Source organism: Mesorhizobium sp. CA14 (assembly GCF_020165195.1).
Taxonomy (GTDB): Bacteria; Pseudomonadota; Alphaproteobacteria; order Rhizobiales; family Rhizobiaceae; genus Mesorhizobium.
On record NZ_JAIUHR010000001.1, the window covers coordinates 158,369 to 171,059 of the forward strand.

At 63.7% G+C, this 12,691-nt stretch carries 12 protein-coding genes; all 12 read right to left on the reverse strand.

The window, feature by feature from the left end; all coding sequences use genetic code 11:
• The 12 genes from LB565_RS00780 to thiC all read right to left on the reverse strand — a co-directional run bounded on the left by LB565_RS00780 (position 1) and on the right by thiC (position 12,590).
• On the reverse strand, positions 1–798 hold the full coding sequence (locus tag LB565_RS00780) for an ABC transporter ATP-binding protein (RefSeq protein ID WP_224581299.1): 798 nt from the start codon (positions 796–798) through the stop codon (positions 1–3).
• Complete coding sequence (locus LB565_RS00785) at positions 795–1,571, reverse strand: ABC transporter permease (protein WP_224581300.1); 777 nt, start codon at positions 1,569–1,571, stop codon at positions 795–797. Before LB565_RS00785 ends, LB565_RS00780 begins: the two co-directional genes overlap by 4 nt.
• A 61-nt stretch (positions 1,572–1,632) precedes the next feature.
• Positions 1,633–2,583 carry an ABC transporter substrate-binding protein gene (locus LB565_RS00790; protein WP_224581301.1) on the reverse strand — a complete coding sequence of 317 codons (951 nt, stop codon included), beginning with the start codon at positions 2,581–2,583 and terminating at the stop codon, positions 1,633–1,635.
• A 133-nt stretch (positions 2,584–2,716) separates the two neighbouring features.
• Positions 2,717–3,559: a DUF1194 domain-containing protein gene (locus tag LB565_RS00795; RefSeq protein ID WP_224581302.1), complete on the reverse strand. Its 843-nt coding sequence runs from the start codon at positions 3,557–3,559 to the stop codon at positions 2,717–2,719.
• Positions 3,560–3,637: 78 nt separating this feature from the next.
• Complete coding sequence (locus LB565_RS00800) at positions 3,638–4,579, reverse strand: phosphoribosylaminoimidazolesuccinocarboxamide synthase (protein WP_224581303.1); 942 nt, start codon at positions 4,577–4,579, stop codon at positions 3,638–3,640.
• Between the two features lie 132 nt (positions 4,580–4,711).
• A complete protein-coding gene (locus tag LB565_RS00805) occupies positions 4,712–7,273 on the reverse strand; it encodes an FAD-dependent oxidoreductase (RefSeq protein ID WP_224581304.1) in 2,562 nt (853 codons plus the stop codon).
• A 147-nt stretch (positions 7,274–7,420) separates the two neighbouring features.
• Positions 7,421–8,200, reverse strand: a complete 780-nt coding sequence (locus LB565_RS00810) for a hydroxymethylpyrimidine/phosphomethylpyrimidine kinase (protein WP_224581305.1) — start codon at positions 8,198–8,200, stop codon at positions 7,421–7,423.
• A complete protein-coding gene (locus LB565_RS00815) occupies positions 8,191–8,796 on the reverse strand; it encodes a thiamine phosphate synthase (RefSeq protein ID WP_224581306.1) in 606 nt (201 codons plus the stop codon). The genes LB565_RS00810 and LB565_RS00815 overlap by 10 nt, the downstream gene beginning before the upstream one ends.
• Complete coding sequence (locus tag LB565_RS00820; RefSeq protein WP_224581307.1) at positions 8,793–9,566, reverse strand: thiazole synthase; 774 nt, start codon at positions 9,564–9,566, stop codon at positions 8,793–8,795. Before LB565_RS00820 ends, LB565_RS00815 begins: the two co-directional genes overlap by 4 nt.
• 2 nt (positions 9,567–9,568) lie before the next feature.
• Complete coding sequence (gene thiS / locus LB565_RS00825; RefSeq protein ID WP_224511038.1) at positions 9,569–9,766, reverse strand: sulfur carrier protein ThiS; 198 nt, start codon at positions 9,764–9,766, stop codon at positions 9,569–9,571.
• The gene (gene thiO / locus LB565_RS00830; protein ID WP_224581308.1) at positions 9,735–10,742 is read right to left on the reverse strand and encodes a glycine oxidase ThiO; all 1,008 of its coding nucleotides are present in this window, start codon (positions 10,740–10,742) and stop codon (positions 9,735–9,737) included. The genes thiS and thiO overlap by 32 nt, the downstream gene beginning before the upstream one ends.
• A gap of 3 nt (positions 10,743–10,745) precedes the next feature.
• On the reverse strand, positions 10,746–12,590 hold the full coding sequence (thiC, locus tag LB565_RS00835; protein WP_224581309.1) for a phosphomethylpyrimidine synthase ThiC: 1,845 nt from the start codon (positions 12,588–12,590) through the stop codon (positions 10,746–10,748).
• Positions 12,591–12,691 lie beyond the last annotated feature (101 nt).

Sequence of the window (12,691 nt, forward strand, 5' to 3'; positions counted from 1 at the left end):
TCAAGCCCCGACTGACTGCGTCTGCGCGGTCCGCATGGCCTCAATGCGGATGTCTTCGGTGAGTTGCGCCTTCAGCTCGGAAAATTCCGGGCTGGTCTTCAGCGTGTAGTGGCGCGGATGCGGCAGATCGACCGGCACGTCCGATTTGATGCGGCCAGGCCGGGCGCTCATCACGATCACCCGCGACGCCATGAAGATCGCCTCCTCGATGTCGTGGGTGACGAACAGCACCGTCTTCTTGCGCCGCTCCCAGATGCCGAGCAGCAGTTCCTGCATCAGCCCGCGCGTCTGGTTGTCCAGCGCGCCGAACGGTTCGTCGAGCAGCAGGATTTCGGGATCGTTGGCCAGTGCCCGCGCGATCGCCGTGCGCTGCTGCATGCCGCCCGACAGCTGCTTCGGCCAATGGTTCTCGAAACCCCTCAGACCGACGAGATCGATATAGGAGGCGACGATCTCGTTGCGCTCGCGCTCGGGCCGGCCTTGCTCGCGCAGGCCGAAGCCGATGTTTTCGGCAACCGTCAACCAGGGAAACAGCGTGTAGGACTGGAACGCCATGCCCCGGTCCGGGCCCGGCCTTGTGACCGCCTTGCCGTCGAGCAGCACGCGGCCGGTACTCGGCGCTTCCAGTCCGGCGACGATCCTGAGCAGCGTCGACTTCCCGCAGCCGGATGGCCCGAGGATGGTGATGAAGTCATTGGCTGCGACCGCGAGGTCGACCGGCTGCAGCGCCCGCACCGGCTGCCCGCCTCCGACCCCGGCAAAGGTCCGCGAGACGCCCTCGATCAGAAGCTTGCTCACGCCAGGCTCCATGGATAGAGCCAGCGGTTGAGCGCCTTGAAGGCGAAATCGGACAGAAGCCCGATCAGCCCAATGACGATGATGCCGAAGATGATCTGCCCCGTCGCCAGCCGCGACTGGCTGTTGATGATCATGTAGCCGATGCCTGACGACGAGCCGATCAGCTCGGCGACGATCACATAGGTCCAGGCCCAGCCGAGCACCAGCCGCAGCGTTTCGGCGATCTCCGGCGCGTTGGCCGGCATGATGACGCGCTTGACGATGCCGTTGTCCGTCGCCCCCAGCGTATAGGCTGCCTCGACAAGGTCCCGCCTCGTGCTGCCGACCTTGACCGCGACGATCAGGATGATCTGGAACACCGAACCGACGAAGATAACCAGGAGCTTTTCGAGTTCCCCGATGCCGGCCCACAGGATGAGCAGCGGAATGAAGGCCGATGCCGGCAGGTAGCGCGCAAAGGACACGAACGGTTCGAGGAAGGCTTCGACCGGCTTCCAGGCACCCATGCCGATGCCGATCGGCACCGCGACGATCGACGCCAGCACGAAGCCGCCGAAGACGCGCCAGATGGTGATCAGGATATCGAGCCAGAACCGGTCTTCGACGAGCAACCGCCAGCCGTCCTTCAGCATCGACAGCGGATCGGCGAGAAAGATCCGGTTCACGTGGCCGCCGAGCGTGATCCACGCCCCGAACGCCACGAACAGCACGAAGAAGGCGATGCCGAGCACGGTTCGCGTGCCCGGCGCAACGGGATGCAAGGGACGCAGCATCAGGAAAAGTCCATGAGAGGAGGGATCGGCGGCCGGGCGCCGCCGATCCGGCGATGCGCGATCAGTTGGCTACCGCGCTGGTGTCGGCGAGTGTCGTCACGTCGGGCGCTTCCTTGATCAACCCCATCTGCAGCAGGAGCTCGGCGGCCGTTTTGGAGAAGTCCTGGAACTCCTTGGTGAAGAACTGCTTGTTCTCCGCCTTGTCGGCCCATTTCAGATACTTGGCCGAATCCTCGAACTCCTTGGCCGACTGCTTCACGTCCGCACCCATGATCTCGTAGGATTTCTGCGGATCCTTCTTGATCATGTCGAGCGCGTCGAAATAGCTGTCGGCGAGCGCCTTGGCGGCATCGGGATTGGCCTTGAGGAAGTCCGGCGTGCAGCCGACCGTATCCATCACCATCGGATAATCGAGCGTGGTCGCCAGGATGTGGCCCTGGTCGGCCTTGTCGCGCACGGCGGAGATGAAGGGCTCGTAAGTGACTGCGGCATCGTTTTGGCCGGCGAGGAAGGCTTGCGCCGCCGCATCCGGCTCCAGGTTGACGACTGTCACGTCCTTGGTCGACATGCCGTTCTTGTTGAGCACCCAGGCAAGCAGGAAATAAGGCGAGGTTCCGGGCGCGGACGAAGCGACGTTCTTGCCCTTGAGATCGGCGACGCTCTTGACGTCGTTGCGGACGACGATGCCGTCGGCGCCATAGGATTTATCGAGCTGGAATATCTGCTTGGTGGTGACGCCGCTGGCGTTCCACACCATCCAGGTCTCGACCGTAGTCGCCGCGCATTGCAGGTCGCCGCTGGCGATGGCCAGCGGGCGGCTCGCCTGCGGCACTTTCTTGAGCGTGACGTCGAGCCCGTGCTTTTCGAAAAGCCCGGCCTGCTTGGCCAAAGTCAGCGGCGCGAAACCGGTCCAGCCGCTGATGCCGATGGTCAGCGACGTCGCCGCCATCGCCGGCGCGCTAAGCACGGCGGCCGCCGTCAGCGCCGCCGCGAAAATGGTTGTTCTTTTCATTGTGGTTCCCCTTTTTGTGGTGAGCGCGAATTGTCTCACAGACCCCAAAAGGCTTGTCAATGAAGCAGAAGCCGCACTCGACGATGGTCCAATCCGGCGCCCGCCGGAGGACCTTGAGGGGCTTCCCGATTGCTCACGGCGTGCCCCAGCCGCGGTTGCGCCACATCTTCTCGCCCACCAGACAGTCCGCTGCCGGCCTGTCGTCGGCGAGCACGACCGGCGGATGCGCGGCCTCTTCGGCCGCCCATTGCGGTGAAGCCGGGCCGGCAAGCTCCAGAACCAGCTTGCGGCGGATCGCTTCGGGAAACTGCGTCCAGTCATTGACCGGGATCATGAAGGCGCCTGGTCCGCCGATGACGCAGTCGCTGTAATAGCGGTCGAGATTGTCGACGTCGAAGGCGCCGCTGAACCCGCCACGCGTCATCAACGGCAGCCCGTTGATGGTGATGCCTTGCTTGACCACTTCGTCGCGCGTGAGATTGACCGGCGCGCCCTGGTTGTTGGGCCCGTCGCCGGAAACGTCGATGACGCGCTTCGTGCCCGGGAAACCGCTCTCGGCGAACAGGTCGCTGCCGAAGCTCAGCGCGCCGGAGATCGAGGTCCGCCGGGCGGTGTCCGGCGGGCGGGCATCGAGCTGAGCCACCACCTTCTCGGCATCGTCGCGATTGGCGATCACCGTCCACGGCACGATGACGCGCTGCCAGGTCGTGCCCGCCCATTCGACATAGGTGACGGCGATCTTGCCATAGGCGCCGTCGGCGATGGCCTTCAGCACATTTTCATGCGTCAGCGCCGCGGCGTAGCCGTGACGCTGGATCTCCAGCTCGGCCGGCGACATGGAGAGCGAAACATCGACCGCCAGCACCAGTTCGACATCGACGGGCTCGGCGGGAGAAGCTGCCGGCGTCAGCCAAAGCGCCAGCGCCAGGGCGGCACCGGCTGAGACGGTATGCCTTGCGCGGGCATAAGCGGACATGGAGGAAGGTTAGGCGAAAATCGCCGCGCGCAAAAGCCGGGAATTTCCCGGCATTGGATTTCCGCCGGCGCGCGTCTTTTAAAAATATCGCGCGAGATTCGAACGGATGCGCTCCAGGACCGTATCTCCTGCAAGGTCGGGCACGAATGTGGCGCCCGTGATCGCTTCATAAGCCTGGATGTAGACCGCCGAGGCCTGGTTGACGATCTCGTCCGGAACTTGCGGGATCGGATCCTTGTAGGGATCGCACCGCGCCGACACCCATGAGCGGACGAAATCCTTGTCGAAACTCTGCGGCCGCCCGCCGCTTGCGAACGCCTCGTCGTAGCCCTGCGCGATCCAGTAGCGGCTGCTGTCGGGCGTGTGGATTTCGTCCGCCAGCACGATGGCGCCATCCGGCGCGGTGCCGAATTCATATTTGGTGTCGGCCAGGATCAGGCCGCGCTCGGCGGCGCGCTGCTGGCCGCGGGCGAACAGCTGCAGCGCATAACGCGATACGGTGTCCCACTGCGCCTGCGTAAGCAGCCCCTGTTCGATGATCTCGGCCTCCGACAGGGGCTCGTCATGACCGCCGCTGGCGGCCTTGCTGGTCGGGGTGATGATCGCTTGCGGCAGCTTTTCATTGTCGCGCAGCCCATCGGGAAAGATGTGACCGTAGAAGCTCCGTTCGCCTTTCCTGTATTTGGTCAAGATCGAGGTGCTGGTGGTCCCCGCCAGATAGCCGCGCACCACGATCTCGACCGGCAACATGTCGAGCCGCCTGCCAACCACGACGTTGGGGTCCGGATACTCCAGCACGTGATTGGAGCAGATGTCGGCGGTTTCCTCGAACCAGTATCGCGCCGTCTGCGTGAGGACCTGCCCCTTGAACGGGATCGAGGCCAGGATCGTATCGAACGCGCTCAGACGATCGGTGGCGATGATGATGCGGCGCCCGTCCGGCAGATCATAATTTTCACGCACCTTGCCATTGTAGCGATTGGGCAGTTCGGGAATGAAGGCGTCGGAGAGGATGCGCATGGGACACGTAGCTTTCGCGGGCTTCTGATCGGGCCACATAAGCCGCTGGCCCCCTGCACATCAAGCCAAGCATGAAGGCCTTCCGAGGAAGGCCAAAGCTTTTCCGATCAGTTGCCGCTGTGGCGCCGGTCGTCAACTCCTCGGCTTGAGGTTCTCCGGGTCGTAAAGCGGCTTGTAACCGACACCGGCCACCTCGACCGGATAGGTCTCACCAAAATACTCGACCTGCAGCTTGCGGCCTTCCTGGCAGAAGGCCCAAGGCAGATAGGCAAGCGCGATATTCTTGCCGATGGTCGGGCCGTAGGCGACCGAAGTGGTGAAGGAGCGTCGGCCGAGCTCGTCGACCAGCGTCTCGCCGGTCGCGGGATCCTGCACCGGCATGGTGCCGACCGGATAGCGCGCGACGCCCTTGGAATCGGTGTTCTCGGTCATCACCAGCGTGCACAGCATCGCCGGCTGATGCTCGCGGGCGCGATATTCGAGGTGCTTGGCCTTGCCGCAGAAATCGTTCTCCTTGACCTTCGGGCGGGCGAGGTCGGCCTCGAGAAGGTTGTACTCGGTCAAGAGGTCGGCGTTCTGCAGCCTGAGGCTTTTTTCCATGCGGCGCGTGTTGGCATAGGTCTCGACGCCGAACGGCATGACGCCGGTGGAGCGCAGAGCGTCCCAGACGGCGAGCCCATCCTCGTAGCGCATATGCAGTTCCCAACCCTGTTCGCCGACATAGGAGATGCGGAACGCTGTGACATCCTTGCCGCCGATCTCGATCGGCTTGATCGCGGCGAAGGGGAAATTCTCCGGCGTCAGCCCGTTCGGATCCTCGACCACCTTCTGCAGGGTCGTGCGCGCATTCGGTCCCCAGATGCCGATGGTGACGTATTTCTCCGTCACGTCGGTGACGGTGACATCGAAACCCTTGTCCTGCGCGGTGCGCTGCATGTAGCGGAAATCGCGCGGGCCGGCGTCGGCGCCGTCGATCACCCGGCAGCGATCGGCCATGCGGATTACCGTGAAGTCGGCGCGCACCATGCCCTCCTCGTCGAGGAAGTGGGTGTAGATGCCCTTGCCGATATTGTTGTCGCCGCCGATCTTGGCCGCGCACAGCCATTCCAGCAACGCGACATGGTCGGGCCCTTCGACGTCATACATCGAGAAATGCGAGAGGTTGACGATGCCGCAATCCTCGCTCATCGCCAGGTGCTCGGCATTGGAGACGCGCCAGAAGTGGCGATTATCCCACTCGTTCTCGCGCACCGGCACGCGGTTGCCGTACTTCTCCAGCAGATGCTCGTTGGCCGCGTAGCCATGGGCGCGCTCCCAGCCGCCCAATTCCATGAAATAGCCGCCGAGTTCCTTCTCGCGCTCATAGAACGGCGAGCGGCGGACATTGCGGCCCTTGGAGAAGGGCTCGCGCGGATGCACCGCCGGATTGTAGACCTTCATCGCCGTCTCGGTGCAGCGATCCCAGATGAACTGTTCCTGCATCTGGTGCGGATAGAAGCGCGAATAGTCGATCGCATGATGGTCGATCGACGTGCGGCCGTCGGTCATCCAGTCGGCGATCAGCTTGCCCATACCGGGCCCGTCCTTGACCCAGATGGCGACGGCATACCACAGACCCCTCACCTTCTGGCTTTCGCCCATGGACGGGCCGCCGTCGGTGGTCACCTGCAACAGGCCGTTGAAGGAATGGCCTTCATTGTAGCCGAGTTCGCCGAGGATCGGCGTCAGCTCCATAGCGCGCTCCAGCGGCGCCATGATCTGCTCCATGTCGAGGTCGCGCTGCGAGGGCGAGAGCCGCGCCTGGTCTTTTTCCAGAAGATCGCGCGGGTGGCACAGACGCGGATTGGTCTCCTCGTAATAGCCCCATTCGATCTGACCGCCCTCGGCGGTCTTCGGGTCGCCGGTGTCGCGCATATAGGCCGAGTTGCCCTGGTCGCGCAGCAGCGGCCAGCCGATCTCCTTGCCGGTGCCGGCAAACTGGTTGTAGGGGCCGAAGAAGGTCAGCGGATGGTCGATCGGCATGACCGGCAGGTCCTCGCCGACCAGCGCCGCGGTGAGCCGGCCCCATATGCCGGTGCAGATGACCACATAGTCGGCTTCGATCGTGCCGCGCTCGGTCACCACGCCCTTGATGCGGCCGTTCTCGACGATCAGCTCCTTGGCCGAGGTGTTCGCGAAGGCCTGCAGCTTGCCCGCGGCAACCCCTTGGTCGACCAGCTTGCCGGCCACCGTCTGCGAGCGCGGGATGACGAGGCCGGCATCCGGATCCCACAGGCCGCCTTGCACCAGATGCTCCTCGATCAGCGGGAATTTCTTCTTGATCTCGGCCGGCTCGATCAGCCGCGCCCGGGTGCCGAAGGATTTTGCCGAGGCGATCTTGCGCTTGATCTCGTCCATGCGGGCGTCGTCGCCGACGCGAGCAACCTCGAGGCCGCCGACGCGGGCGTAGTGGCCCATCTTCTCGTAGAAATCGATCGAGTAGAGCGTCGTCCAGCACGACAGGAAATCGTGGCTCGTCGTGTAGCAGAAGTCCGAGGCGTGCGCCGTCGAGCCGATATCGGTCGGAATGCCCGACTTGTCGATGCCGACGATATCCTCCCAACCGCGCTCGATCAGGTGATGGGCGACGGACGCGCCGACAATACCACCCAGACCGACGATGACGACCTTCGCCTTTTTCGGAAACTCTGCCATTGCCCGCGACTCCAAAGGGATAAAGCGGGCGGGACTATAGGGCGGAGCGGTGGGGTGATTGAAGCCTGTTTGCGACATTAGAAAAATGCCGAGCGACCCTGACAGCCGAACACGCCTGGCTCGGGCTGTTACGGGGTGAGGAATTCCTCATGCGTCGGCACTGGCTTCGTGCTGGGTACATCGCAGGAGTTCCTCGAAGACAAGCCGCTTGCCTTCGCGCACGCTGTCCTCGAGCGGCTTCGCACCGGCCAGATACGCGGCGATCGCGCTCGCCAGCATGCAGCCGGTTCCGCGCATCGATCCGGCAAGCCTGGGCATGTCGAGGCGCACAGGCTCTTGTCCGCCGCTCAACAGGATATCTGTCGATCTGGGTCCCGCTGCATGGCCGCCCTTGATGAGCAGCGCCTGCAGCCCTTCCGCAAGCAACCGCCTTCCCTGCCGCAGCGCATCGTCGTCGTCCGAAGCCAAATCCGATCCGGTCAGCACCGCCAGCTCGACAAGATTCGGCGTCATGATACGGCAAAGCGGCATGAGATCGCGCTTCAAGGCCCCGATCGCCTCCGGTTCCAGCAACTGCCTGCCCGACGAGGAAGCCAACACCGGGTCGAGGACCGCCGGTATCTGCGGGTTCTCGCGCAGCACGGCGGCAACCGCTTCGACAACGCGTGCCGTTGAAAGCATGCCCATCTTTATCGCCAGCACCTTGTTGGCGCGCAGCGCCGCGCGCATCTGATCGGCTACCAGGCTGGGCTGGATATGGTGGACTGCCGTAACGGATTGGTGAGTCTGCACCGTCACCGCGGTAACGGCAAGACAGGTCCGCAGGCCGATGGAGGAGATCGTCTCGATGTCGCGCGCAATCCCGGCGCCCCCGCTGGAATCCGATCCGCCGACGACAAGCACATGCGGGTCTCGGTTCAGCGCCATCGATCCGTCTTTTCGATCCATTCTCTGGTGCGCGCTTCGGGATCGGAATTCAAAGTTATGTCCGTGACCACCGCCGCACTGTCTGCGCCGGCTTCGAAAACACCATCGAGCCGCTCGGGGCTGAGGCCGCCGATAGCGACCAGTGGCAGAGGCGCGATCCATTCCTTCCATGCTCGGACCCGTTCCAGCCCCTGCGGAGCCCATTTCATCTGCTTCAGGATGGTGGGATAGACAGGGCCGAGCGCAACGTAGTGGGGCTTCGCCGCAACAGCCGTTTCCAGCTCGGTATGGTCGTGGGTGCTCAGTCCGAGCCTGACGCCGGCAGCCTGTATCGCCGGAAGATCGGCAGTTTGCAGATCCTCCTGACCGAGATGGACGAAGTCGCAGCCCTCCTCGATCGCCAAGCGCCAATGATCGTTGATGACAAGCTGGCAATGGTGTCGAGCGCACAAGGCTTTTGCCTTGCGGATCTCCATGCGCAGCCTCTCCTCGTCCATGTCCTTGACGCGGAGCTGCACCAGCTTGACGCCAAGCGGCACCAGCCGCTCGATCCAGGCGGCGCTGTCGACGATCAGGTAGAAGGGATCGAGCTTCATGAGAAAACCGCCCTGCCGATCGTCGGCGTCGACGGCACGGCGACGTCGCGCGGCTCGAGCAGGCCCGAACCATACGCCTCGCGACCGGCATCAACTGCCTTGCTGAAAGCGCGCGCCATTCCGACCGGATCGGCAGCCTTGGCGACCGCCGTGTTGAGGAGCACGGCGTCGAAGCCGAGCTCCATCACGGTTGCCGCATGCGACGGCCGTCCGAGCCCCGCATCGACGATCAACGGGACGTCGGGGAAATGCCCGCGCATCGAGCGCAGCGCCATGATGTTGAACGGTCCCAAGGCCGAACCGATCGGCGCGCACCACGGCATCAGAACCTTGCAGCCCGCCTCAAGCAGCCGCTCGGCGACGACAAGGTCGTCGGTGGTGTAGGGGAACACCATGAAACCGTCCTCGCACAGGATGCGGGCCGCTTCGACCAAGCCGAACACGTCCGGCTGTAGCGTGTCATGGTTGCCGATGACCTCCAGCTTGATCCAGGACGTGCCAAAAACCTCGCGCGCCATCTTCGCGGTCGTGACGGCTTCCTTCACGGAGTGACAGCCGGCGGTGTTGGGCAGGATTCTCACGCCGAGCGAGTTGACCAGCGACCAGAATTGTTGGCCGCTCCTGCCGCCAGCCATTTCCCGGCGCAGCGAGACCGTCACCACCGAGGTGCCCGACGCCTTGACCGCTTCGGCCAGTATGGTCGGCGATGGATATTGGGCGGTGCCGAGGAGCAGCCGTGAGGCAAGCTTCGTTCCGAGAAGATCGAACATAGCTAGCCTCCTTGCATGGGCGAAAGGATTTCGATCCGGTCGCCATCGGCCAATCGAAATTCCGCCCGGTTGGCCGCGGGCACGACATCGCCGTTGAGTGCGGTGGCCAGCCAGTTGCCCTCATAGTCGAGTTCCTTCAAAAGGGCGTCGAGCGTCGCCGCCCTGGCCTCAAGCGCTTCGCCGTTGACGATCAGCTTCATTCTCAGACTCCAGCTCAGTGGTTGAATTGAAGAGAAGGCCGGCAACCTGCTCCGCCATGGCAGGTGAAAGCAGGAAACCGTGCCGGTAGAGGCCGTTGACCGTGATCGCGCCGTCCTTCCCACGTCCCACTCGTGGCAGATTGTCGGGATAGGCCGGGCGAACGCCCACCCCTGTCTCGACGAGTTCGGCCTCACCGAACGCCGGATGAAGTGCGTAGGCCGCGTTGAGGAGCTCCATGAGCGAACGGGCGGTGATCGGCCCATCATGATCGCTTTCGATCATGGTCGCGCCGACCATGAAGTGATGATCGGCCCGCGGCACGATGTAGATCGGATGGCGCGGATGGAGGAGACGCACGGGCCGGGCGAGCGAGACCTCGCGCGTGTGGAGGATCACCATTTCGCCGCGTACACCGCGCAAATCGTCGTCGGCCCGGGCCATGCCCGTGCAATCGATCACCTGATCAAAGCCGGAAGGAGCGATCTCGCCCGCCTCGAAGAGGAAGACGACGCCCATTGCGCGCAATTTGCCGGCCAGCGCTTCGAGAACCCGGCGGGGATCGAGATGAGCTTCGCCGGCAAAGAAAAGGCCCTTGCGGAACCGACCGGCGAGATCGGGTTCAAGGGCGGCAATCGCCTCTGCGTCGACGGACTGATGGTTGCGCGTGCGAGCCGCAAAGCGGGCAAGCTCCAAGGCGTCCCGCGCATGGGCGACGACGAGAGTGCCCGCCTTCGTCACGAGCCCGGGCAGTGTCCTTTCCCACCACTCGGCCGAAGTTTTGCCGAGAGTGACGACCGCCTCTTCGGCGCTTTCGCGCTCGCACCAGGGGGCCAGCATGCCGCCGGCAAGCCAGGAGGCCTTGCCGCCTATCTGGCTGCGAATTTCGGCAACCGTGACGGACGCACCCCGCGCGGCTAATTCATGGGCGACGGTGAGGCCTGCCACACCGGCGCCTTTGACAAGGACACGGCGCATGACTCAGCGCGATTCCCGATCATCCTCGGCCGAAGCCTGTTCTTCCACGCAGGGCGTTTCGACCGGCATATAGAGATCGCCGCCGGCGCGATATTTCTCCGCCATCGCCGCCATCCCTTCCTTTTGCGCTTCCGCGCGAATGTCGTGGGAGATGCGCATGGAGCAGAATTTCGGCCCGCACATCGAGCAGAAATGCGCGACCTTATGCGCCTCCTTGGGCAACGTCTCGTCGTGGAACAAGCGCGCCGTCTCGGGATCGAGCGACAGGTTGAACTGGTCTTCCCAGCGGAACTCGAACCGCGCCCGCGACAGCGCGTCGTCGCGGATCTTCGCGGCCGGATGACCCTTGGCAAGGTCTGCGGCATGAGCGGCGATCTTGTAGGTGATCACGCCGGTCTTGACGTCGTTGCGGTCCGGCAAGCCGAGATGTTCCTTCGGCGTGACGTAGCAAAGCATCGCCGTTCCGAACCAGCCGATCATGGCGGCGCCGATGCCGGAGGTGATGTGGTCGTAGCCCGGTGCGATGTCCGTGGTCAGCGGCCCGAGCGTGTAGAACGGCGCCTCGCCGCAGACGGCAAGCTGCTTGTCCATGTTCTGCTTGATCTTGTGCATGGGAACATGGCCGGGACCCTCGATCATCACCTGGCAGTCTTTCGCCCAGGCGATCTTGGTCAATTCGCCGAGCGTCTCCAGCTCGGCGAATTGCGCTTTGTCGTTGGCATCCGCGATCGAGCCGGGACGAAGGCCGTCGCCGAGCGAGAAGGAGACGTCATAGGCTCTGGCGATGTCGCAGATCTCATCGAAATGCTCATAGAGGAAGCTTTCGCGGTGATGGTGCAGGCACCATTTGGCCATGATCGAGCCGCCGCGGGAGACGATGCCGGTGACCCGTCCGACGGTCAGCGGGATGTAATGCAGCCGCACGCCGGCGTGGATGGTGAAATAGTCGACGCCCTGCTCGGCCTGCTCGATCAGCGTGTCGCGATAGACCTCCCAGTTGAGATCCTCGGCGATCCCGCCCACCTTCTCGAGCGCCTGGTAGAGCGGCACGGTGCCGATCGGCACCGGCGCGTTGCGTACGATCCATTCGCGGATGTTGTGGATGTTGCGGCCGGTCGACAGGTCCATCACGGTATCGGCGCCCCACCGGATCGCCCAGACCATCTTTTCGACCTCTTCGGCCATCGATGAGGTGACGGCGGAATTGCCGATATTGGCGTTGATCTTCACCAGAAAATTGCGGCCGATGATCATCGGCTCGCTCTCGGGATGATTGATGTTGGCAGGGATGATCGCGCGGCCGCGCGCCACCTCGTCGCGCACGAATTCCGGCGTGACGAAGTCCGGTATCGATGCGCCGAATGCTTCCCCATCCTGTTGCAACCTGCTTCGTAGCATCTCGCGGCCAAGGTTCTCGCGGATGGCCACGAATTCCATCTCGGGCGTGATTATGCCGGCGCGCGCATAGGCAAGCTGTGTCACCGCCTTGCCGGCTTTTGCCCGCACCGGACGATTACGGACTGGAAATTCAGGCGTCAGCCGTTCGCCCGTCGCAAATCCGTTGTCCTCGGGCCTGACGTGGCGGCCATCATAGGCTTCGACATCGCCGCGCGCGGCGATCCAGTCCTGCCGAAGGCGGGCAAGACCCTTTTCGATATCCGTTTCGATCGCGGGGTCGGTATAGGGGCCTGACGGATCGTAGACCGTCACCGGCGGTTCCCCGGCTGTCGGGTGCACGCTGATCTCGCGCATCGGCACCCTGATCTGCGGATGGATGATGCCGTTCTTTTGGATTTTCCGCGACGCCGGCAGCGGCCCGGTCGATACGGTGGGGGTCAAGGCATTCATTTGAGGCTCCTTTGCTCGTTGCATTGGAGACCCAGTTCTGTGCCGGAAGGATGAAAAGACGCCTTTGTCTGCCTGCTTGAGACAGGTCTTCGGGCATCAAG

What these genes read in the sequence shown, in the direction of transcription:
- LB565_RS00820 (WP_224581307.1), bottom strand. Translation starts at nt 9,566, where the DNA reads ATGTTCGATCTTCTCGGAACGAAGCTTGCCTCACGGCTGCTCCTCGGC.
- LB565_RS00815 (WP_224581306.1), bottom strand. Translation starts at nt 8,796, where the DNA reads ATGAAGCTCGATCCCTTCTACCTGATCGTCGACAGCGCCGCCTGGATC.
- thiO (WP_224581308.1), bottom strand. Translation starts at nt 10,742, where the DNA reads ATGCGCCGTGTCCTTGTCAAAGGCGCCGGTGTGGCAGGCCTCACCGTC.
- LB565_RS00810 (WP_224581305.1), bottom strand. Translation starts at nt 8,200, where the DNA reads ATGGCGCTGAACCGAGACCCGCATGTGCTTGTCGTCGGCGGATCGGAT.
- LB565_RS00790 (WP_224581301.1), bottom strand. Translation starts at nt 2,583, where the DNA reads ATGAAAAGAACAACCATTTTCGCGGCGGCGCTGACGGCGGCCGCCGTG.
- LB565_RS00795 (WP_224581302.1), bottom strand. Translation starts at nt 3,559, where the DNA reads ATGTCCGCTTATGCCCGCGCAAGGCATACCGTCTCAGCCGGTGCCGCC.
- LB565_RS00805 (WP_224581304.1), bottom strand. Translation starts at nt 7,273, where the DNA reads ATGGCAGAGTTTCCGAAAAAGGCGAAGGTCGTCATCGTCGGTCTGGGT.
- thiS (WP_224511038.1), bottom strand. Translation starts at nt 9,766, where the DNA reads ATGAAGCTGATCGTCAACGGCGAAGCGCTTGAGGCCAGGGCGGCGACG.
- thiC (WP_224581309.1), bottom strand. Translation starts at nt 12,590, where the DNA reads ATGAATGCCTTGACCCCCACCGTATCGACCGGGCCGCTGCCGGCGTCG.
- LB565_RS00785 (WP_224581300.1), bottom strand. Translation starts at nt 1,571, where the DNA reads ATGCTGCGTCCCTTGCATCCCGTTGCGCCGGGCACGCGAACCGTGCTC.
- LB565_RS00800 (WP_224581303.1), bottom strand. Translation starts at nt 4,579, where the DNA reads ATGCGCATCCTCTCCGACGCCTTCATTCCCGAACTGCCCAATCGCTAC.